The following is a 21346-nucleotide window of genomic DNA, read 5'->3' as shown; positions in this document are numbered from 1 at the left end:
CCCTTACGCCTCGCCGGGATCCTGGCCGGCGTTCGAGCAGCCCACCTCGCGCCCCTCGTACGAGGTGCGCGCCGGATGGGCGGTGGCCGACGACTCCGAGCCGCTCACCGGGCCCACTCCCGCCGCCGGCACCCCGACCGCGCCGAACCGGGCGGTCTCGGCGTACGACGACGTGCTGTCGGCCCCGACGCCGACGCAGTCGCCGTTCACGGCGGGCGCGTACGAGACGGGCGACATCAGCAGCCCCGCGGCCTGGCCCGCGCCACCGCCCGCGCCGGGCGCAGCGGCCCCGGGCGTCCAGCCCGGCTACGTGCCTCAGCCGGAGACCCAGGGCACCGAGCGCCGCGGTCGCCGGCGCACCCCGGAGCAGGACCATCCGCACGACTACTACAGATGATCTTTAGCGCCTATTAATCCGCAAAACCTGTGTGACGTCCCCTCAAACAAGGGACGGCGGAGCAATAGGGTTTGCTCCATGTTCCGCGACACGCAGAGTAGCTGGATGAGCACCCTCCGGCACGACGTGCCAGCCTCGCTCGTGGTCTTCCTCGTCGCGGTGCCCCTCTCCCTGGGCATCGCGATGGCCTCGGGAGCGCCGCTGGTGGCCGGACTCATCGCCGCCGTGGTGGGCGGCATCGTAGCAGGCGCCCTGGGCGGGTCCGCAGTGCAGGTGAGCGGGCCCGCGGCCGGACTCTCCCTGGTAGTGGTGGACCTCGTCCACACGTACGGGTGGCGGGCCACCTGCATGATCACCCTGCTGGCCGGAGCCGTCCAGCTCCTGCTGGGTGTGTTCAAGGCGGCCAGGGCCGCGCTCGCGGTGTCGCCGGCCGTCATCCACGGCATGCTGGCGGCCGTCGGCGTGATCATCGCACTCTCCCAGTTGCACATCGTGCTGGGCGGAAGTTCGCAGCACTCCGCCATCGCCAACCTCATCGAGCTCCCCGGGCAGATCGCCGACATGCACGGGCACAAGGTCGCCGTCGGCGTGCTCACGATCGTGGTCCTGGCGCTGTGGACGCGGCTGCCGCAGCGGGTCAGGGCGGTCCCGGCCCCGCTGGCGGCGCTGTTCGTGGCGGCGGTGACGGCCTGGGCGTTCGGCTGGGACGTCACCCGTGTCGACCTGTCGGAGAGCGTCGGTGAGTGGGCGTTCCCGGTCTGGCCGGCGGGCGACTGGCACATGATCGTCTCGTCGGTGCTGCTGGTGGCGCTGCTGGCCGGCTGCGAGTCGCTGCTGTGCTGCGTGGCCGTCGACGGCATGCACGGCGGGCGCCGCGCCGACCTCGACCAGGAGCTGACCGGCCAGGGCGTGGCCAACATGGCGACGGGCGCGCTCGGCGGACTGCCGGTGGCCGGGGTGATCGTGCGCAGCACCGCGAACGTGAAGGCCGGGGCGCGTACGCGCATGTCGGCGATCCTGCACGGGTTCTGGGTGCTGGTGTTCGCGCTGGGGTTCGGCTGGCTGATCAAGCTGATTCCGCTGGAGGCGCTGGCGGCCCTGCTGGTGTTCATCGGCGTGCAGATGGTCAACCTGGGCCACGTCAAGAAGGTGCACGGGCACGGCGAGGTGCCGGTGTACGCGATGACCATGGCCGGTGTGATCCTGCTCGGGCTGGCCGAGGGCGTGCTGGCGGGCCTGGCGCTGGCCGCGTTGCTGGCGCTGCGCCGCCTGACCCAGGTGACGGTGCTGAAGCGCGAGGACCGCGACGGGCCGCTGCACGTGACGATCTCGGGGTCGCTGACGTTCCTGGGCGTGCCCAGGCTGACGCACGAGCTGCGCACGATCCCGGCGGGCGCCGACGTCGACCTCGACCTGAACATCGACTTCATGGACAACGGCGCCTTCGACGCCATCCACTCCTGGCGGCTCGACCACGAGCGCATGGGCGGCACCGTGCGCATCGACGAGCTGCACGACGAGTGGTACGCGCTGGCGGCCAGCGGGGCGCGTACGTCGCCGGTGAAGTCGCCGCCGAAGGCGCCGGACCGCTGGTGGCTGCCGTGGGCGCACCGGCGCCGCCACGAGGAGCCGCATCCCGCGCCCGTGGAGGCAGGCTCCGACGGCGCCTCGGCCGCGGGGCAGGCGGAGTGCCTGCTCACGGCGGGCGCGCGGGAGTACCACAGCCGTACGGCGCCGCTGGTGAAGCCCATCTTCACGGCCCTGGCCAGGAAGCAGCAGCCGTCGCACCTGTTCATCACGTGCGCCGACTCCCGGATCATGCCGAGCCTGATCACGTCGAGCGGCCCGGGTGACCTGTTCACCGTGCGCAACATCGGCAACCTGGTGCCGCGCAGGGGCTCTGAGCCGCACGACGACTCGGTGGTGGCGGCGATCGAGTACGCGACGCAGGTGCTGGGCGTGCACACGATCACGGTGTGCGGCCATTCCGGGTGCGGCGCGATGGCCGGGGTGCTGAGCGGCGGCGTGCAGGCGGGCAGCCTGCCGGGGCTGCGCAAGTGGCTGCGGCACGGCGACCACAGCCTGGCCAGGTTCATCGAGACCGAGGGCGACCGGCTGCACAGCGGGGCACTCGACGTGCTGTGCCGGGTGAACGTGCAGCAGCAGCTGGAGAACCTGCTGACGTACCGGAAGGTCGAGGAGCAGGTCAGGGCCGGGAAGCTGGAGCTGGTCGGGCTGTTCTTCGACATCGGCTCGGCCAGGGTGCACATGGTGCCGCCGCTGCGGCCGATGGTCCCGGCGGGCAGGGAGGATCAACGGCTGATGACCGACTGAGGCGCCCGGGTTCGCCGCTCCCGCGGCGAACCCGCCTTGCGCGAGCTAAAGGGGATGTCTACTATCCCCTTTATGCGTCTGGGTGAAGGGGTCGAGTGGGGGCTGCACTGCTGCGTCACGCTCGGCTGGCTCCGGGATGAGGGTCCGGTGCCGATCGGCAGGCTCGCCGCCTGGTTCGACCTGCCACAGGAGTACCTGAAGAAGCGCCTGCAGGCGCTGACCAGGGCCGGGATCCTGACCTCCACGCCCGGCGTGCGGGGCGGCTTCGCCCTGGCGCGGCCGCCGGAGCGGATCACGCTGATGGACGTCGTGGCCGCCCTGGAGGGGGCCGCCGAGCTTTTCCGCTGCGAGGAGATCCGGCAGCGTGGCTCGGGGGCCGAGGGTGCCCGGTTCTCCGGGCCGTGCGGGATCGCCGCCGCGATGCGCCGTGCCGAGATGGCGTGGCGGCGAGAGCTCGCCCGGCAGACCATCGCCGATCTGATGGCCGAGGCCCCGGCATCGGCCGAACGCACCCGCCGGAACTACGCCCGCATGCGCGGCTGACCCACGACGGCCCACGTGCGGGGTCGAACAAGGAGCAAAAAGGGGATGTCTGATGTCCCGGTCAAGGCGAACGAGGCGGGCGGCGGTCCGCCGGGGGTGCCCGCCGCCTCCGAGGCGCGCGGGCTCGGGTCGACGCTCGTCCTGGCGCTCGGCACGTTCGCGGCCGGCACCGACGCGTACGTGGTGGCCGGTTTCCTGCCGGCCATGGCGGGCTCGCTGCGGGTGTCCGAAGCGGCGGCCGGTCAGTCCGCGACCGTCTTCGCGATCGCCTACGCGGTGTTCTCGCCGGTCATGGCCACGGTCACCGCTCGGCTGCCGCGCCGGGCGCTGCTGGTGGGCGCCCTGCTGGTGCTCGCCCTGGCCAACGCGGGCTCGGCGCTGGCGCCGGACTACCCGGTGCTGATGGCCACCCGCGTCGTGGCCGCGCTGGGCGCGGCCGCCTTCACTCCCGCCGCCGGCGCCGTGGCCGCCTCGCTGGTGGCGCCCGCGCAACGCGGGCGCGCGCTCGCGGTGGTGGTCGGCGGCCTGACCGTCGCGACGGCGCTGGGGGTGCCACTGGGCAACCTCGCCGACAGGCTCCTTGACTGGCGCGCCGCGCTCGGCCTGGTCGCGGTGTTGTGCGCGCTCTGCGCGACAGGCGTGTTCGCCGTCATGCCGGTCCTTCCCGGCAGCCCGCGGATCCCCTTGCGCCGCCGGCTCGACGCCCTGCGCCATCCGGGCGTGGTGGCGGTGTTGCCACTGACCGTGCTCGGCCTGGCCGCCAGTTACGGGCTGTACGCCTACGCCATCCCCATCCTGCACGCGCTCGGCGCCGAAGGGCCTGCGGAGATGTGGATGCTGTTCCTGTACGGCGTGGGCGCGGTCGGCGGCAACCTGCTGGCCGGCGCCGCGGTCGACCGGCACGGACCCGTCCGCGTCCTGGCGGTCGGGTATGTGTCGCTCGGGGTGACGCTCGCGGCGGCCGCCTGGGCGTCGGGCACGGACGTCCGCCGGCTGCCGCTGGCCGGCCTGCTGATGGTGGCCTGGGGGGCCGCCACCTGGTTCCAGACCCCCGCCCAGCAGGTGCGGCTGATCTCGGCCGCTCCCCAGGAGACGGCCGTGGTCGTCGGCCTCAACGCGTCGGCTCTCTATCTCGGCATCGCCCTGGGCACCGCGCTCGGCGGAGCGCTCCTGCCGGTCGGCGTACCCATGGCCCTGACGGCCTGCGCCGGCCTGGCCGTACTCAGCCTCGCATACCTCATGCTCACCCGACGCCACCGCTGACGGTAGGCCGCAACCGCGCGAAACCGGGCCGTTGTCGCCTAGCTGTGCGGGTTGCCGTACAGCGCCGCAGCCGGCCTGATTAGCAGGGCTTTTTCAGGACAGTCGGTGGATATGTCGACACTGCGTCGGAGGCTGGACCGGACGGGCTCATGGGGCACCGGTCTTTGGAGGCGGCTGCGGGACCGGGCGAGGTTGGTGGCCGCCATGACAGCCGGCCGGATAACGGTCCGGGAGCTGCAGCGGGTCGGCAGTATCTCCGGCGACCTCGCCAAGATCAACATCAGCGACGAGTACGGCCAGATCGTCCAGCAGCGTGATCTGGCAGAGATAGCGCAGCTGGTCGGGAACATCAACGTGAGCCTCGACATGCTGGACCGTGAGCGGCGGTTCGCCTCCACCATCGCCCACGAGATCCGCTCCCCACTGGCCGGGATACGCGTCACGGTCGAAGAGGCGCTTTCCGATCCTGACCAGGTCGACTACTCCACCGTGTTCGCAAGGGTGCTGCGCGGGGTGGACCGGGTGGAGGCACTGGCCACCGACCTGCTGTTGATCGCTCGCAGCCGCGCCACCGAGATCGAGTGGGCACGGATCGACCTGTGCGAGCTGGTCAGGCGGGAAGTCGCTGCCCGGGCCGACCCCATCCCGGTCGAGGTGATCTGCGCTCCCGGTGTGCTGGTCAAGGCCATGCCCACGCAGATCGGCGAGATCGTGACCAACCTGCTGGACAACGCCCAGCGCTACGCCAGACAGCAGGTGCAAATCCGCGTCGACCGCAGCGGCCGCATGGCCCGACTGTCGGTCTGCGATGACGGCCCCGGCGTACCGGAAAAAGACCGGAAACGCGTCTTCGACCGGCTGTACCGGCTCACAACCCTCCCCGAGCCCGGCAGTACCAGCACCGGCCTCGGCCTGGCCATCACCTGGGAGATCGTCAGAGCCCACCGCGGGAGCGTATGGGTCGAAACCGCCCCCAGCGGCGGCGCTTGCTTCACCGTTCAGCTGCCACTCGCGGCCGCCTTGGGACCCGAGACCTGAGGTCTGAGGCCTCAAAGGGATCGGAGAGCCGGCCTGTTCGATCTGCGGACGCGGAGACCTCGGGGGAACCCGGCTGTCTAGCGTTGCTTGAGGCGGACTGCCTCTTTGCGGGTTTCGGCCTGGATGGACCGCTCACGCTCCAGCCACTCTGGGGTGTCCGCCTTCAGCGCTTCGATCTCGGCGGTGGTGAGCGGTCCGGTGATCCCGCCTCTGATCAGGCCGGAGATGGACACCCCGAGCTTCGCGGCGATGACCTGCTTGGGGTGCGGGCCGTTGCGGCGCAGGTCAGTGAGCCAGGCGGGTGGCTTCGACTGCAACTCGTTCAGCTCGTCCCTGGAGACGACACCCGCTTGGAACTCGGCGGGAGTGGCCGAGAAGAGGACGCCCAGCTTCTTGGCCGCGGTCTCGGGCTTCATCGTCTGGACGCTCTTCGGTTTGGACGAGGTCATGGCGCAAGAGTAGTCAGTCGGAACGAGTTCCCGTGACATCGGTACCCTGAGGAAGTGACTGATGGAGAGACCGGCAGGGTGTTCCGGCTGGCGTACGTGCCCGGGGTGACACCCGCGAAATGGGTCAACGTCTGGACCGAGAGGATGCCCGACATACCGGTCTCCCTGGTCACGGTTCCCGCCGCCGAAGTGGTGGGGCTCCTGCGGGACGGCGGCGCCGACGCCGCGTTCGCCAGACTGCCGATCGACCGGGACGGGCTCAGCGTGATCCCCCTCTACGTGGAGACCACGGTGGTCGTGGTGCCCAAGGACCACGCGGTGGCCGCCGTCGAGGAGGTGGCCCTCGCCGACCTGGCCGACGACGAGGTGTTCCATCCTCTGGACGACACCATCGAGTGGACGGCCCGGCCTGGGCTGCCCGCGTTCAGCCGCCCGGCCACGACGGCGCACGCGGTCGAGCTGGTAGCGGCCGGCACCGGGCTGCTCCTGGTTCCGCAGTCGCTGGCGCGGCTCCACCACCGCAGGGATCTCACCTACCGGCCGGTGCTGGACGCGCCGCAGTCCCAGGTCGCGCTGACCTGGCCCACGGACGCGACCACCGAGCTGGTGGAGGATTTCATCGGCATCGTCCGCGGCCGGACGGTGAACAGCTCGCGGGGCCGTGCCCCCGCCTCCCCTGCGGAGAAAAAACCGGCACAGCGGCAGGCACAAAAACCCGCACAGACCGGCTCTCGTCGCCGGGCCGTGCCGGCCGGCCGCAAAAGGAAGGGCCCCCGGCCTCGGTGACCTCAGGCCGCTCTCGTTCGATGGTGTGACGAGCCGGCCTGTAGGCCGGGGTTCCTTGCGGCGCTCGCCAGGCACGGATGGTCAGAGACCGTCGAAACTGACTTCTTGCATCGTCCCGTCCGGTCCCATCCGGAATATCCGCGGCGGCCCCATGGTCCGCCGCACCTCGGCGTACATGGCTTCTCGTTCGGCCTGTTCCCTGCCCGACGGGTCGGTCACCCGGAACCCCCGCATGTGAACACCGGTTGTATCGATGTCGCCGGAATCGGGAGCGCCTTCTATCACGAAGCCAAACAAGGCGTGCAACGCATCCTCACCCAGCTCAAGGGGATGGAACGGCAGCGGGTAGGGATTCTGGTCCGGCCAGCCCGGCACGGGCTCGACAGGATGCTCGCCCGCCCAGTACGGCAGCTCGAAGTCGTACGGCTCGCCGATGTTCTCCTGGATACCGCTATCGGGCGACAGGCTGAGCGAGCGTACCAGCACCCCGTCCTCCCAGACGGCGAAGGCAAGCCAGTCCACCACCGAGTGCATTCCATGCATGATGATCCGCCTGCCCGCACCGGCCTTGAGTAGATGCTCAGGCAACTCAGACGGACGTTCGAGCACGAGCCTGCGATCGCAGAACAGCTCGGCGCCGGCCAGTGCGGTGGCGTACGTGACGTCGTCCGGCGGGTAGACGCAGTCCCACAAGGTGCCGTCCTCGGCAGGCACGACCGCATGACCTGGGTGAACCTGACGGACCAGTGCCTCGGCATCGGAGCCCTCCGAGCGCGCCGCACCCGACAACGCGAGTCGGATGTCGCCCTCGGCGAATGCCAACAATGCTGTCTTCGCGCCCATCCCGCCCTCCAGAACCTTCAGCAAGGGCCTGCATCGTACCCGCCGCCCGCGAAGGCCTGATCACCGCAGATCGGCGACCGCAGCCGGAGCCGCCGAAAACTTCCGTGTCGTTGCGAGACGTACCTATGCCCGACTTCGTAGCGACAGCCACCACCAGCCGGCGGAGCGGTTCGGGCTCGGTCCCGATGCGGTGCTGTGCCCGATGACTGCGGCACATCACCACCGTGGACCTGTACGGCCACCTGGTTCCGGAGGCGACCGGCCGCACTCGTGATGCGCTCGACAAGGCGTTCGAGCTGGCGCTGAATGTGCCCGGAAAGTGCCCTGGCGGATCTTGAGAAGGGTTGCGGTGCAGGTCAAGGGGTTGAGGGGGTGACGAGTCGGCCTGTAGGCCGGGTTCTGTCCTTCGTGTGAAGGGGCGACCATCCATCTAGGGCCGTCGTTGCCGGCGGCCTCGAGCGGTCTACCCGCGCGACTCGGGCGGGCAGCCCTCAGACGTCGCGCGCGGGACGCTCCGTGGAGCGTCCCTTCTTGACCTTGCTCCGGGTGGGGTTTACCTAGCCGCCCACGTCACCGTGGGCGCTGGTGGTCTCTTACACCACCCTTTCACCCTTACCCCCCGGCGGACCGGGAGGCGGTCTGCTTTCTGTGGCACTGTCCCGCGGGTCACCCCGGGTCGGTGTTACCGACCACCCTGCCCTGTGGAGCCCGGACCTTCCTCGGCGGGCCCGCAGGCCCGACGCGGTCGCCCGGCCGACTCGTCTGAGGCAGAGTATCAAATGCCAAGCCGTTCCCAACCCGGTCACAAGATCGTCCTACTGGAAGAGGCGGTGGTGCCGGGACCGCCAAGGCACCCGGCACGGCCTCGCCGTCTCAGCGCAGGTGTGAGGTGTCGTTGAACGACTTCACCACGGCGGGGCCGTCGGCGTAGTACTCGATCAGCGACAGGCACGCCAGGTCGAGGTGCATCCGGTACAGCGACTGCAGGGGCGCGAGCAGGGCGTTGCGCAGCAGCAGCTTGATCGGGGTGACATGGGAGACCGCCAGCACCGTCTTGCCCGCGTACCGCTCCACCAGCCGCTCCCCCGCCGCGTCGACGCGGAGCGCGGCCTGGGCGAAGCTCTCGCCGCCCGGCGGGGCCACGTCGGGGTCGGCGAGCCAGGCGGTGAGCTCGGCGGGCCAGCGGCGCTGCACCTCGGTGAACGTGTGACCCTCCCAGTCACCGAAGTCGGTCTCCTTGAGGTCGTCCTCGACCTCGACGTCGAGGCCCGTGCGCGCGGCGACCGCCTCCGCGGTCTGCCGGGCCCGCTTGAGCGGGGAGGTGACGATCACGTCCAGCCGGTACGGCTCCCGCGACAGCCGTTCGGCCGCCGCCGACGCCTGGGCCAGGCCGTTCGCGGTGAGCTCGGCCTCGCCGCGGCCGGAGAAGCGGCGTTCGAGTGACAGCTCGGTCTCGCCGTGGCGCAACAGGAGCAGGGACGTGGCCACCCGCGTGGGCGGGGCCCAGCCCGTGCCGGTGCGGGGGCCCGTGCCCGTGGCGGTGCGCTGCTGGGCGGAGGCGATCGAGGCGGTGGGGGCGGACAGCTCGGCGATGGCGCCCGCGTCGAGCAGGTCGGTCTGCCTGCCACCGCGCAGTCCCCCGGCCGCGCCACCGGACGGTGGCGTGCCGCCGGGAGCCTCGGGAGCGGGCGCGGCGCCGCCGGCTTTCCAGGTGAGGCCCTGGGCGGCGGCGTCCATGGCCTCGTTGGCCAGGCGGTCGGCGTGTTTGTTGCGTTCGCGGGGGATCCAGGTCCACTCCGTCACCCGCAGCCGCCGCACCAGCGAGCCCGCCTCCGCCGCCAGCGGGCGCAGGCCCTCGTGCTTGACCTTCCAGCGGCCCGCCATCTGCTCGATGACGAGCTTGGAGTCCATCCGTACGGCCACCGCCGCCCCGTCGCCGGCCAGCTCCAGCACGGCCCGCAGGCCGGCGATGAGGCCGCGGTATTCGGCGACGTTGTTGGTGGCGACGCCGATCGCCTCGGCGGCCTCCGCCAGCACCTGCCCGGCGGCGTCTCGCACGACGGCGCCGTAGCCGGCCGGCCCCGGGTTGCCGCGCGAGCCGCCGTCGGCCTCGATGACGTAGGAGGTCACAGGCCCGACTCTGCGGTGCGTACGAGGATGCGGCGGCACTCGTCGCAGCGGAGCACCTCGTCGTGGGGGGCGGCCTTGATGCGGTTCATCTCGGCGATGGACAGCGCGACCTTGCAGCCCTGGCAGCGGCCACCGTGCAGCATCGCGGCGCCGACGCCGTACTGGTCTCTGAGCTTGTCGTAGAGGCCGAGCAGGTCGGCGGGGAGCTCAGCGGCGGCGGCGGTGCGGCGGCCGCGGACCTCGCCCGCCTCCTTGTCGATCTCCTGCAGGGCGGCGTCGCGGCGGTCCTCGGCGGCGGCGAGCGCGGCGCGGACCTCGTCGCGCTGCGCCACCAGGTCGGTGACCTTGGTGTCGGCGGCCTCCCGGCGTTCCATGATCTCCAGGACGACCTCTTCCAGGTCGCCCTGGCGTCTGTGCAGGGAGGCGATCTCGGACTGCAGGCTCGCCAGGTCGCGCGGCGAGGTCACGGCCCCGGAGTCGAGCCGTTTCTGGTCGCGGTCGGCGCGGGTGCGTACGGCCTCGACGTCATGCTCGGCCTTGGCCTGCTCACGCGCGAGGTCACCCGCCTCCGTCTCGGCCTCGATCACCTGGGTGGCGAGCCGGGCGTACTGCTTCGATCGCTCGTCGATCTCGGCCAGCTCCGGCAGGGTGCGGCGGCGGTGGGCCAGCCGGTCGAGCTGGGAGTCGAGCCCTGCCAGGTCAAGCAGTCGCTTCTGCGCCTCAGGAGCTGCTTTCATGATCAATATCCTCTTGTCCAAGCATCGGTGACCGCGGCGGAGACACGCGTTTCAACGGTAACGCCACTCTCGCGCAGGATGGACGCCGCGCTGTCCAGCCAGGGCCACTCGGTCGCCCAGTGGGCGGCGTCGACGAGCGCGGGACCGCCCGACTCCACGAACTCGCTGGCGGGATGGTGGCGCAGGTCTGCCGTGAGGAACACGTCGACGCCGGCCGCGGCGGCCGTGGCCAGCAGGGAGTCGCCCGCGCCGCCGCTGACCGCCACCCGGCTGACCGGGCGCGACAGGTCGCCCGCGACGCGGACGCCCCCGGGGGTGCGCGGCAGCCCGTTGGCGGCCTGCGCGGCGAACTCGCCCAGCGTCGTCTTCTCCGGCAGCTCGCCGATGCGGCCGAGGCCGCGCCACGGGTCGTCGGGGAACGGCTGGAGCGGCACCAGGTCGCCCACCAGGCCGACGGCCCTGGCCAGGGCGTCGGAGACGCCGGGGTTGGCGACGTCGGCGTTGGTGTGGGCGGTGTAGAGGGCGATGTCGTTCTTGATCAGGGTGTGGACCAGGCGGCCCTTGGGCGTGGTCGCGGCCACACTGGTGGTGCCGCGCAGATAGAGGGGGTGGTGGGTGACGATCAGGTCGGCGCCCCACTCCAGGGCCTCGGCTGCCACGACGGCGACCGGGTCGACCGCGAACAGCACCCGCCGCACCCGCAGGCCCGGATCGCCGGCGACCAGGCCCACGGCGTCCCACGACTCGGCCCGGGACGGCGGATAGGCCGCCTCGAGCACCTCGATCACGTCTGTCAACGTCACAGCAGCCACCTGGGCAGACTACCGGGCCGCGCCGGACCCGCACGGCGGGAGCGGGCAGGGTGTTGGGGCAAGTCAGGAAATACCGGGCTGACGCTGGGCGGGTCCGGGGCGGTAACGTCCAGCTATGACGCTCACCCTGCACCAGCGCGCCGTCGTGGCCGACACCCACAATGACCTGCTCATGGCCGTCTCCGCCCGGCCGCCGGAGATGTGGGCCTCGTTCTTCCGCGAGCGGTGGCTGCCCCAGCTCCTCGACGGCGGCGTGAACCTCCAGGTGCTGCCCGTCTTCATCGACGACCAGTACCGCCCCGAGGGCGCCCTGCGGCAGACGCTGCGGATGATCGAGTGCGCCCACGTGCTGGCCGAGGGCAGCCCCGACCACGTCAGCCTGTGCCTCGACGCCGCCGCGATCGACCGGGCGCTCGACGACGGCAAGATCGCGCTGGTGCTGGCCATGGAGAGCATGCCGGGCCTCGACGAGAGCGTCGAGCTGATCTCCACCGTGCACCGCCTCGGCGTGCGGGTGGCGTCGATCGCCCACTTCGGCCGGACGCCGCTGGCCGACGGCAGCGGCGAGGACGCCACGGGAAGCGGCCTCACCTCGCACGGCGTCGCCGCGCTGCGGGAGATGGAGCGCCTCGGCGTCGTCTTCGACGTCTCCCACCTGGGCGCCTCCGGCGTCGCCCACGTGCTGGAGCTGACGAGCAGGCCCCTCATCGCGACGCACTCCTCCGCCCGCGCGCTGCGCGACCACCACCGCAACCTCACCGACGACCAGCTGCGCGGCGTGGCCGCGACCGGCGGCGTGATCTGCGTCAACTTCTTCGCGCCGTTCCTCGCCGAGGAGCCCGCGGACATGACGCTCGACCGGCTGCTCGACCACATCGAGCACATCGTGTCCGTGGCCGGCATCGACCACGTGGGGCTCGGGCCCGACTTCATCCGCGAGGTGATGGACGATCTGACGCCGCCGTGCTGCGAGGACCTGCAGCCGAGGGGCGTCGACACCAAGGCGAGCATCCCCGGGCTGGAGGGCCCGGCCGGACTGCCCATGGTGACCGAGGGCCTGCTCGGGCGCGGGTGGCCGGACAAGGACGTCATGCAGGTCATCGGGGGCAACGTGCACCGGTTCTTCGGGGAGACGCTCGCGTGAGCGACGTACAGACCGCCCGCATGCTGGAGGACCTGGAGGAGCTCGTCGTCTGCGAGTCGTTCTCCAGCGACCTCGCGGCCGTGGCGCGCAGCGCGCAGGTGGTGGCGGCGATGGGCGCCCGTCACCTGGGCACGGCGCCGGAGTTCCTGGTGATCGACGGCGTCACCCACCTGCGCTGGACGTTCGGCACGCCGAAGGTGCTGCTGCTCGGCCACCATGACACCGTCTGGCCGATCGGCACGCTCGCCACCCTTCCGTGGTCGGTGACCGACGGGATCGCGCGCGGGCCGGGCGTCTTCGACATGAAGGCGGGGCTGGTGCAGACGTTCCACGCGCTGGCCGGGCTCGGCTCGCTCGACGGGATCACGCTGCTGGTGACCGGTGACGAGGAGGTCGGCTCACTCACCTCGGCGCCGCTCATCCAGGACAGCGCGCGCGGGATGGCGGCGGCGTTCGTCATGGAGGCCAGTGCGGACGGCGGGGCGCTGAAGACGGTCCGCAAGGGCACCTCGCTCTACACGCTCAACGTGCACGGCAGGGCCGCGCACGCCGGGCTGGAACCGGAGAAGGGCGCGAACGCGGGCGTCGAGCTGGCCCACCAGATCCTCGCCATAGCGGCGCTCGGCTCGGGCGCGACGACCGTCACGCCGACGGTGGTGTCCGGCGGCACGTCGCTCAACACCGTGCCCGCCGCCGCCTCGGTGGGCGTGGACGTACGGGCCGCGGAGGTGGCCGAGCAGGAACGGGTGGACGCGGCGATCCGGGAGCTGCGGCCGGTCGTGCCGGGCACGCGCCTGGAGGTGCTCGGCGGCCCGAACCGGCCGCCGCTGGAGGCCGCCATGTCGGAGTCGCTCTACGGGCTGGCCCAGAAGCTGGCGGCGGAGCTCGGGCTCGGGACGCTGCCGTCGGCGTCGGTGGGCGGCGCCTCCGACGGGAACTTCACCGCCGGCGCCGGCTGCCCGACGCTCGACGGGCTGGGCGCGGTGGGCGGTGGGGCGCATGCCGACCACGAGCACGTGATCGTGGCCGACATGCTCCGGCGCACCGCCCTCCTGCGTGCGCTGATCGAGGCGGTCCGCTAGACCAGCGGGCCGAGCCTGCGCTCCATCTCGCACCAGTTGGAGAACTCCTGCTTGTAGTAGGAGTGTCTGCCGTACCAGCGGCCCCGCACCTCGACCGTCACCGGGCGGTAGATGCGCATACAGGGGCCGGGGTCGACGTTCAGAGCCCGGACGTGGCCGTGGACCGCGCGGAGCTCGTCGCAGGCCTCGGACGGGCGGGGGTGGTAACCCCCGTCCGGGTCGCACGTCAGGCGCAGCGACTGCACGCCGCTGTAGCGGGGCAGCCGCGTGAGGTGAGAGCCCCAGGTGCGGGGCAGGCGCGTCCACTGCGCGCGCCAGTCGTGGGTCAGGTGCCCCGAGGGCGTGACGGCGCCGCGGGGCGTGACGGTGATGTAGAGCTCCGCCCCCGACCTTGCGGCGTCGGCCGGCCGCGCGGTGAAAGGGGCGGCGACAACCGCGGCCGCGCACAGTCCGAGCGCGGCGAGCCTGCGTCCGGCGGACAGAAGGTGCGTCATGAGACCTCCCTGGTCAACGACCGTCCCGGGGTGGGACGGCGGACCCATCATGGCTACAGTCCGTGACGTGTCCATGGCGATGCGTCGCGTGGCGCGTTCATCGTGATCGAACGGTTACACATCGTCATCAGCCCTGGTCCCCGGAGTGGCGGGCTTGCTGGAATGTCGCTTGCGCAGCGAAAAGCGTTGATTACCCGGAGCTTGTTAACCGGCTATTCCACACGGGTTTCTGATCTCTGTAATGTGGCTGCAGGCAAGCAAGCAAGGAGATCCGCATGGCGGAGTTCACCCCCACCGTTCCTGCGCGCGTCCTACCCCCCGTCGAGATCCGCGACCTGCCCGAACCTCCCCGATCGACCTGGCGCTTCATCGGCCCCGGCCTGGTCGGCGCCGGGGTGGGCCTGGCCTCGGGCGAGTTCATCCTCTGGCCGTACATCGCCTCGCAAGTCGGCCTCGTCTTCATCTGGGGTGCCGCGATCGGCATCATCACCCAGTGGTTCCTCAACATGGAGATCGAGCGCTACACCCTCGCCACCGGCGAGACCGCCCTGACCGGGTTCAGCAGAATGTGGAAGCACTGGGGCCTGGTCTTCGTGCTGATGACACTCTGTTCGAACCTCTGGCCGGGGTGGGTGACCACGTCGGCGACCATGGTGACCTACCTGACCGGGACAGGTCAGGGATCCGTACGGTGGATCGCGATCGGCATGCTGATCGTGATCGCGCTCGGTCTCACCCTCGCACCGGTCATCTACACCGCGCTCGAACGCGTGATCTTCCTGAAGATCGCGCTCGTGGGCACGCTGATCGTGGTGGCGATCGCCATCGCGATCACCGCCGAGAGCTGGATCGGCCTGGGCCGGGGCCTGACCGTGGACGCCACGTTCCCCGTCCCGCCGCTCGACTTCGCCGTGCTGATGGGCGCCATCGCGTACGCGGGCGCCGGCGGCGGCCAGAACCTGTGCCAGAGCAACTGGATCCGCGACAAGGGCTTCGGCATGGGCCTGTACGTGCCCCGCCTGGTCAGCCCGGTGACCGGCCAGGAGGAGGCGGCCTCCTCGACCGGCTACCAGTTCCCGCCGACCGAGGCGAACCTGGCCCGCTGGAAGCGGTGGTGGCGCTTCGCCAACATCGAGCAGGCGTCGACGTTCGCCGTGGTGGCGTTCGTGACGATCGTCCTCATGTCGATGCTGGCCTACTCCACCGTGTTCGGCCGGCCGGGCCTGGAGAACAGCATCGCGTTCCTGGAGGTCGAGGGGCGGGTGCTGATGGACGTCGTCGGCACCTGGTTCGGGGTGCTGTTCTGGGTGATCGGGGCGCTGGCCCTGTTCGCCTCGGCGATGGGCATCGTCGACTACACCTCGCGGCTGGCCTCCGACACGATCAAGACGGTCTACCTGCGCGACAAGCCGATCACCGTCAACCGCGTCTACTTCCTCATCGTCTGGGGGCTGGCGCTGGTCGGCACGGTGATCCTGCTGCTGGGCTTCGACCAGCCGCTCATCCTGCTGGTCTTCTCGGCGTGCTTCGCGGCCGTGATGATGTTCGTCTACTCGATCCTGCTGATCGTCCTGAACCGGCGGGCGCTGCCTGAGGCGCTCAAGGTCCGCTCCTACCGGCTGGGCGCGCTGATCTGGTCGGTCGGGTTCTTCGGCACGCTCACCATCCTGGTCGTCATCCAGCAGGCTCAGCAGCTGTTCGGAGGTTGATTCCGGCGGTGCCAGGACGTGGGCCGAGCTCCGTGGCCTGCGCCTCGGCCGGGATCGACCCGACTGAGGCTGGGATTCGCTGGACGGTGGCGGTGGGCAGGCCCGCCGCCACCTTCGTACGCGAGGTAGACCACCCGGCGACGGCCGAGAACCCTCTCACGCGGTGTGATGGCTTGCTGATCGCCCGGCCCCCGCTGTAGGAAGGCCGTATGTCCGTCGAAGGTGAGCGCCCGGCCGTCGACCACAGGGTGGAGGACGCCCTTTGGGCAGCGAGGAAGTACTACCTGCACGGCATCACGATGGACACGATCGCCAGGGAGCTCGGCGCCTCACGCTCGACCGTGTCCCGGCTGCTCGCCTACGCGCGCGACGCCGGCCTGGTCGAGATCCGCGTGATGCCGCCCCGCACGCGGTCGACACGGAGTGAGGCGGATCTCGCCGGCCGGTACGGCGTGCAGACGCATGTGGTTCCCGTGCCCACCACGGCGTCGACGGTGGAACGGCTGGAGCGTTGTGCCGTGTACACCGCGCGGCTGCTCACGTCAGTGTTCGACTCCGACATGATCATCGGCTTGTCGTGGGGCACGATGGTGAACGCGATCAGCCGGTGCCTGGTGCCCAAGGAGACCGCGAACTGCCAGATCGTGCAGCTGAACGGGCTCGGCAACGCCCGCACGACCGGCGTACACTACGCGGGCGCCATGCTGAGCGCGTTCGGGGCGGCGTTCGGCGCCTACGTCCAGCAGTTCCCGGTGCCGCTGTTCTTCGACTCGCCGCAGACCAAGGAGATGCTGCTGCGCGAGCGGAGCGTACGCCGGGTCGTCGAGCTGCAGCACAGCTGCGACGCGGTGCTGTTCAGCCTGGGCACCGTGGCCGACGGGATGCCCAGCAGCCCCTACCTGAGCGGGTACTTCCTCGACGAGGACGACTTCGCCTCGCTCGCCGAAGACGGCGCCGTGGGCGACATCGCCACGTCGTTCTACCGACTGGACGGATCACACGAGGGCATCAGGTTCAACGCCAGGACGAGTGGACCCGACCTCGACCAGATCCGGCACGTGAAGCACCGGATCTGCGCGGTGTCGGGTGATCACAAGATCGACGCTCTGCACGCGGCGCTCGTGGGCGGCTACGTCACAGAGCTCGTGGTCGACGAGATCACAGCCCACGGTCTGCTGGAGCGGTATGCCTGAGCGCGGGCGCCGTGCCGTCGTCCGCACCCTCGCCGCTGTCGGTGAAGGGAACGCTGCGGCCGTCCCTCACCCCCAGCGCGCCGGCGATCGCGATGGCGCACATGACCACCATCAGCGCGGAGATCGCCCAGGTGCCCTGCGTGCGCGCGGTCAGGAACGCCGCGATGAACGGCAGGGTGCCGCCCGCCACCGCGGCGGCCAGCTCCCGGCTGGCGGCCACTCCGGTGAAACGCACTCTGGTCGGGAACTGCTCCGGCAGCATGGACGCCTGCGAGCCCAGCATCAGGTCGTTCGCGAACGTCAGGACGACGACCATGGCGAGCCAGACCAGGATCACGTTCCCGGTGTCGAGCAACCAGAAGAACGGGAACGCGGCGACGGCGCACAGCACGGCCCCGGCGACGAACACCGGCTTGCGGCCGAAGCGATCTGACAGCGCGCCCGACAGCGGGAGCGTGACAAGCTTGATCGTGTTGGCCACGAGCAGGCCACCGGTGGCGACGGCCGCCGCCAGGCCGACGTTGTCGGTCACGTAGGAAAGCGCGTAGACACTCGGGATGTACGTTGCGACGTTCGGCCCGACGCTGAGCAGGAAGCCCTTCAGCAGCGAACCCGGCGCCTCCCGCAGGACCTCGAGGACGGGCGCGTTGCTCCGGTTGCCGGCCTTGACGGTCTCGGTGAACGCCGGCGTCTCGTCGACCCGGGACCTGATGTAGAGCCCGATGGGCAGGATCAGGATGCTGACGAGGAAGGGCACGCGCCAGCCCCAGCTCAGGAACGCGTCCTGGGGCAGCCACGTGAACGGGGTGAACACCAGGGTGGCGAGGATGACGCCGAGCGCGTTGCCCGTGGGCGGGATGGCGGCGAACAACCCGCGCCGGCCAGGGGGAGCGTGCTCGGCGGCCATCAGCGCGCCGCCCGCGTACTCGGCGCCGGCGCCGAGGCCCTGCGTCACCCGCAACAGCACCAGGATCACGGGCGCGGCGACGCCGATCGACCGGTAGTCGGGGATCAGGCCGATCGCCGTCGAGGAGAGAGCCATCACCGTCAACGTCACGACGAGCACGAACCGCCGCCCGTACCGGTCGCCGAGATGGCCGAACAGCAGCCCGCCGATGGGGCGGGCGAAGAACCCGACCGCGAACGTGCCCAGCGACGCCAGCGTCGCTGCGAGCGGGTCGCCCGCCGGGAAGAACACCTTGTTGAACACCAGCGCGGCCGCGGTGCCGTACAACATGAAGTCGTACCACTCCAGCGCGGTCCCGATGGTGCTCGCGGAGACCACGCGGCGGATCATCGGTCGTCTCCCGTCCGTCCGCTCGCAACGGGGAGCCGCTCGGCGTGCGGGCCGAGATAGGCGCCACCGTCGACCAGCCGCCGCTGCAGCGCGTGAACGTCGACCTGCCGCGGCGCGGTGCCGGCGGCGACCGCCATTGCCGCGCCGACCCCGGCGGCCTCGCCCATCGCGAACGAGGGCGGCATCACCCGCACCGCGGCCAGCGCCTCGTGGGTGGCGGAGATGCACCGACCGGCCACGAGGACGCCGTCGAGCTCGGCGGGGAGCAGGCTGCGGAAGGGGATCTCGTAGATGTTCGCAGTCGGCGGTATGCCGTCCTCGAACGGGCCGTCGCCGCTGACCGGGCTGTGGATGTCGACGGGGTAGCCTGCCACGGCGATGACGTCGTCGAAGTGCCTGCCGTCGATGAGGTCCTCCAAGGTCAGGACGTACTCGCCGACGATACGCCGGCTCTCGCGCACGCCGACGGTCGCGGCGGTGTCGAGCAGCTTGGCCTCCTCGAGGCCGGGCAGGTTCTCGTGGAAGAACGTCATCAGCTGGCTCACCTGCCGCCGGCCGAGCACCTCGGCGCGGGTCAGGTCGCCGGCGTCGGTGCCGTTCATGCCGAGCACCCTGGTCGTGTTGATCCGCCAGACGCCCGGCTCCAGCGTCTTGAACAGCTGGACGCCACGGCGCGGTATCGGGAACCTGCCCTCCCGCCGGGCTTGCTCGACGATCCCCTGGTAGGGGAACAGCTCGTCAGGATGCGCGTCCTGGTAGGCCTGCACCTTGACGTCGTCGACGTTCGACACCCGGAAGAACACCGTCATCGGCTGCACTTCGCCGTCGGCCGACCGGCCGTACTCGTAGGCGGCGCCCCCGCGTGCAGCCACATCGCCGTCGCCCGAGCAGTCCACGGTGACGGTGGCGGGCACCAGCGCCAGCCCGCTCTTGTTCGCGACGACGACGCCGGTGACCCGCCCGTCCGCCACCGCGGTGTCGGCGACGAAGCTGTGCAGCAGCAGCTCGACGCCGGCCTCCAGGCACATCTCCATCGCGACCTGCTTGGCGGCCTCCGGGTCGAACGGCGTGACGGCTTCATGCCCGAAGACCATGAACCCGGAGTACTGGCTGCCCGCCTTGGTACGCGAGGGGTGGACCGCTCCGCCGGCGGCCTCCATCCTGCGGACGAACTCGTCGAAGATGCCACGGACGAGCTGCGTGCGGCCGTCGAGGGAGAATGACGTCATGCAGGGTCCGACCAGCCCGGCGGTCAGGTTCCCGCCGAGGAAGCCGAACCGCTCGATGATCCGTACGGATGCTCCGGCTCGGGCGGCCGCGATCGCAGCCGCCAGACCCGCGGGCCCGCCACCTACGACGAGGACGTCGGTGGCATCGCTGATCGGGATGTCGCGCGCATAGCGGAGGGTACTCACAGGTACTCCTTGGTGCAGTGCTTGGGGGTTGTCGCGCCACTGTGACGTGCCCGTGAACGGATGGTCAACGGTTGTGCACGAACGTGCACGGTGCACGTTCAGCAGGCGATATGCCCCTTGCACCCGGCCACAGACCGGGCGATCTGTGGCCGGAGAACGAGCCGGTGTCGGCGTCTTCTGTGGTCGGCGGCGGCCGACCGGCCGCCGCCTCAGGGACGTCTACGCCTCGGTTCCTGCGGAACTCATTCGGCGAGCTGGTCCGTCACGGTCTTGGGGTTCGGAGCCTTGACGGACACCTTGCCGCCCCATCCGGAGTAGCGGGTGTCGACGGAGATGATGCCGCCCTCGAAATCGGAGAAATCGTCCGTGACGTCCTTGGCCCGGTATGAGGTCGACAACTTGGCGACCAGGCCGGCCGAGTTCAGCGTCAGCGTGTAGGAGATCTCCGTGTCGTCGGCCCAGTCGGTGAGAACCGTGCCGGAGAACCACGGCGAGACCTTGGCCAGGTCGGAGAAAGTGATCTTACCGGTGATCTTGTTGCCGGCCTTCGTGCCGTTCTTCACCAGCGCGGAAAGCGTCGCGAGCTCGGCCGGGTTGAGGATCTGCCCGTAGATGGTGGGCAGCGCGCCGCCACCCTCGGACGCGTACCAGGTCTTGCCCTTCGGCAGCTCGTAGATGGCGCCGGAGTAGTACGTGGTGTCGCCGGCGGAGATGATGCGGTACTTCTCGTCGTCCCATGTGGAGCCCCTGAGGTCGTAGCCGGCGACCCCCTTCTTGCCGAACTGCAGCACGCCTTCGCCGGTGTCGGCCTGCAACGTGTAGACGCCGTCGGACCAGTTGGACACCTCGGTGAAGTGCACGCCGTGCCCGGAGACCAGCTTGGCCTTGAGCGACCGTACGGGATCCGGGGCGGCCGCCTGGGCGGGTGGCGCAGATATCAGGAGAGCGGCGGCAAGCACCGATAAAGCACTGATTGTCCTCTTCATGGCCAGCGATCATGCCGCAGCAGGATCACGGCGCGGCCACCAGGAGGCAACATCAGCGCGAGCGACCACACACGGCTGCGGCGCGCTCTGGAGGCGTGGGTGTGCGACGTCAGGAAGACCTGCGGACCCTGTCCGCCGTGGTCCTCGCCGACACCGCGAACGAGGGCGTGGTAAGAGTCCACTGGTCCTGGCCGGCACCGCGCAGGAAGGCGACATCGACGATTCGCTCGGCGGCAGACCCGGTGTAGAGGTCGAGGTCGCCGCTGCTGACCAGCAAGGGCCGGCCGGTGATGACCGCCGCCGTGGTGCTGACGGCTCTCGACCCGCTCGACAACGACCGCTACCCGGTCGTTCGCCCCACCCGCGTCGCCGAGGACGCCCGAGGGGTGAGTTGTCTGCCGGTCGGCAGTTCACCACTCGGAGATCGAGCCGCCCCGCCGAGCGTCCTCGTCGAGAGTGGTTGACGCGGAACGAACCTTGCCGCGTTTGCGGCCACACTGGGCCCATGCTGGACACCTCCGCCCGTCTGCTCAAGCTGCTGTCGCTGCTGCAGGCGCACCGCGACTGGTCGGGACCCGAGCTGGCGGCCCGGCTCCGGGTCTCGACCAGGACAATCCGTAACGACGTGGAGCGCCTGCGCTCGCTCGGCTACCCCGTGCACGCCACGCCGGGGGTGGCGTGCACGGGGTAGCCG

At 70.7% G+C, this 21346-nt stretch carries 20 protein-coding genes, 1 other RNA gene and 2 pseudogenes; 12 read left to right on the top strand and 11 right to left on the bottom strand.

Features of this window, described 5'->3' with window-relative positions:
* The 5 genes and pseudogenes from E1286_RS48320 to E1286_RS34910 form a co-directional block, all read left to right on the top strand.
* Window positions 1–397, top strand: a pseudogene (locus E1286_RS48320) (hypothetical protein); the annotation flags it as partial.
* A gap of 105 nt (window positions 398–502) precedes the next feature.
* On the top strand, window positions 503–2731 hold the full coding sequence (locus tag E1286_RS34925; protein ID WP_246075457.1) for a SulP family inorganic anion transporter: 2229 nt from the start codon (window positions 503–505) through the stop codon (window positions 2729–2731).
* A 72-nt stretch (window positions 2732–2803) separates the two neighbouring features.
* Window positions 2804–3274, top strand: coding sequence for an RrF2 family transcriptional regulator (locus E1286_RS34920; protein ID WP_132619446.1), 471 nt, complete (start codon window positions 2804–2806; stop codon window positions 3272–3274).
* Between the two features lie 45 nt (window positions 3275–3319).
* Window positions 3320–4537: an MFS transporter gene (locus E1286_RS34915; RefSeq protein WP_132619444.1), complete on the top strand. Its 1218-nt coding sequence runs from the start codon at window positions 3320–3322 to the stop codon at window positions 4535–4537.
* A 204-nt stretch (window positions 4538–4741) separates the two neighbouring features.
* Window positions 4742–5575 (top strand): sensor histidine kinase, encoded by an 834-nt coding sequence (locus E1286_RS34910; RefSeq protein WP_165970049.1) that lies wholly within the window; start codon window positions 4742–4744, stop codon window positions 5573–5575.
* 77 nt (window positions 5576–5652) lie between these two features.
* On the opposite strand, the gene E1286_RS34905 is transcribed toward E1286_RS34910, so the two are convergent.
* Window positions 5653–6024 carry a DUF5997 family protein gene (locus tag E1286_RS34905; RefSeq protein WP_132619440.1) on the bottom strand — a complete coding sequence of 124 codons (372 nt, stop codon included), beginning with the start codon at window positions 6022–6024 and terminating at the stop codon, window positions 5653–5655.
* A 54-nt stretch (window positions 6025–6078) separates the two neighbouring features.
* Between E1286_RS34905 and E1286_RS34900 the strand changes: the two genes are divergently transcribed.
* Complete coding sequence (locus E1286_RS34900) at window positions 6079–6810, top strand: LysR family substrate-binding domain-containing protein (RefSeq protein WP_246075456.1); 732 nt, start codon at window positions 6079–6081, stop codon at window positions 6808–6810.
* 81 nt (window positions 6811–6891) lie between these two features.
* On the opposite strand, the gene E1286_RS34895 is transcribed toward E1286_RS34900, so the two are convergent.
* The 5 genes from E1286_RS34895 to E1286_RS34875 form a co-directional block, all read right to left on the bottom strand.
* Window positions 6892–7677 (bottom strand): DUF6928 family protein, encoded by a 786-nt coding sequence (locus tag E1286_RS34895; protein ID WP_223190708.1) that lies wholly within the window; start codon window positions 7675–7677, stop codon window positions 6892–6894.
* A 348-nt stretch (window positions 7678–8025) separates the two neighbouring features.
* Window positions 8026–8414, bottom strand: an RNA gene (gene rnpB, locus E1286_RS34890) — RNase P RNA component class A.
* Between the two features lie 112 nt (window positions 8415–8526).
* Window positions 8527–9783, bottom strand: coding sequence for a bifunctional RNase H/acid phosphatase (locus E1286_RS34885; RefSeq protein WP_132619438.1), 1257 nt, complete (start codon window positions 9781–9783; stop codon window positions 8527–8529).
* Window positions 9780–10520, bottom strand: a complete 741-nt coding sequence (locus tag E1286_RS34880; RefSeq protein WP_132619436.1) for a zinc ribbon domain-containing protein — start codon at window positions 10518–10520, stop codon at window positions 9780–9782. Before E1286_RS34880 ends, E1286_RS34885 begins: the two co-directional genes overlap by 4 nt.
* 2 nt (window positions 10521–10522) lie before the next feature.
* Window positions 10523–11323, bottom strand: a complete 801-nt coding sequence (locus E1286_RS34875) for a Nif3-like dinuclear metal center hexameric protein (RefSeq protein ID WP_132619434.1) — start codon at window positions 11321–11323, stop codon at window positions 10523–10525.
* A 124-nt stretch (window positions 11324–11447) separates the two neighbouring features.
* On the opposite strand from E1286_RS34875, the gene E1286_RS34870 reads away from it, so the two are divergent.
* Both E1286_RS34870 and E1286_RS34865 read left to right on the top strand, forming a co-directional pair.
* Window positions 11448–12476, top strand: coding sequence for a dipeptidase (locus tag E1286_RS34870; protein WP_132619432.1), 1029 nt, complete (start codon window positions 11448–11450; stop codon window positions 12474–12476).
* Window positions 12473–13558 carry a M20 family metallopeptidase gene (locus tag E1286_RS34865; RefSeq protein WP_246075455.1) on the top strand — a complete coding sequence of 362 codons (1086 nt, stop codon included), beginning with the start codon at window positions 12473–12475 and terminating at the stop codon, window positions 13556–13558. Before E1286_RS34870 ends, E1286_RS34865 begins: the two co-directional genes overlap by 4 nt.
* Here E1286_RS34865 and E1286_RS34860 read toward each other — a convergent pair.
* A complete protein-coding gene (locus E1286_RS34860) occupies window positions 13555–14052 on the bottom strand; it encodes an SSI family serine proteinase inhibitor (protein WP_165970048.1) in 498 nt (165 codons plus the stop codon). The two genes, E1286_RS34865 and E1286_RS34860, sit on opposite strands and share 4 nt — an antisense overlap.
* Window positions 14053–14327: 275 nt before the next feature.
* Here E1286_RS34860 and E1286_RS34855 point away from each other — a divergent pair, with 275 nt between their 5' ends.
* Complete coding sequence (locus E1286_RS34855) at window positions 14328–15761, top strand: Nramp family divalent metal transporter (RefSeq protein ID WP_132619428.1); 1434 nt, start codon at window positions 14328–14330, stop codon at window positions 15759–15761.
* Between the two features lie 209 nt (window positions 15762–15970).
* Complete coding sequence (locus E1286_RS34850) at window positions 15971–16954, top strand: sugar-binding transcriptional regulator (protein ID WP_132619426.1); 984 nt, start codon at window positions 15971–15973, stop codon at window positions 16952–16954.
* Here E1286_RS34850 and E1286_RS34845 read toward each other — a convergent pair.
* The 4 genes from E1286_RS34845 to E1286_RS48315 form a co-directional block, all read right to left on the bottom strand.
* Window positions 16920–18251: an MFS transporter gene (locus E1286_RS34845; protein ID WP_132619424.1), complete on the bottom strand. Its 1332-nt coding sequence runs from the start codon at window positions 18249–18251 to the stop codon at window positions 16920–16922. The two genes, E1286_RS34850 and E1286_RS34845, sit on opposite strands and share 35 nt — an antisense overlap.
* Window positions 18248–19666, bottom strand: coding sequence for an FAD-dependent oxidoreductase (locus E1286_RS34840; protein WP_132619422.1), 1419 nt, complete (start codon window positions 19664–19666; stop codon window positions 18248–18250). Before E1286_RS34840 ends, E1286_RS34845 begins: the two co-directional genes overlap by 4 nt.
* Before the next feature lie 242 nt (window positions 19667–19908).
* Entirely contained in the window at window positions 19909–20652 is a 744-nt protein-coding gene (locus tag E1286_RS34835; RefSeq protein WP_132619420.1) for a hypothetical protein, read from the bottom strand.
* Window positions 20653–20761: 109 nt separating this feature from the next.
* Window positions 20762–20929: a hypothetical protein gene (locus E1286_RS48315; RefSeq protein WP_165970047.1), complete on the bottom strand. Its 168-nt coding sequence runs from the start codon at window positions 20927–20929 to the stop codon at window positions 20762–20764.
* A 13-nt stretch (window positions 20930–20942) separates the two neighbouring features.
* Here E1286_RS48315 and E1286_RS48310 point away from each other — a divergent pair, with 13 nt between their 5' ends.
* Together E1286_RS48310 and E1286_RS34830 are read left to right on the top strand one after the other, a co-directional pair.
* On the top strand, window positions 20943–21116 hold the full coding sequence (locus E1286_RS48310; protein ID WP_165970046.1) for a hypothetical protein: 174 nt from the start codon (window positions 20943–20945) through the stop codon (window positions 21114–21116).
* A 41-nt stretch (window positions 21117–21157) separates the two neighbouring features.
* Window positions 21158–21331: pseudogene (locus E1286_RS34830) on the top strand (helix-turn-helix domain-containing protein); the annotation flags it as partial.
* Between the last annotated feature and the right edge of the window lie 15 nt (window positions 21332–21346).

Origin of the sequence: Nonomuraea terrae, assembly GCF_004348995.1 — a bacterium.
Lineage (GTDB): Bacteria > Actinomycetota > Actinomycetes > Streptosporangiales > Streptosporangiaceae > Nonomuraea > Nonomuraea terrae.
This window is presented reverse-complemented; position numbering and strand designations above follow the sequence as displayed.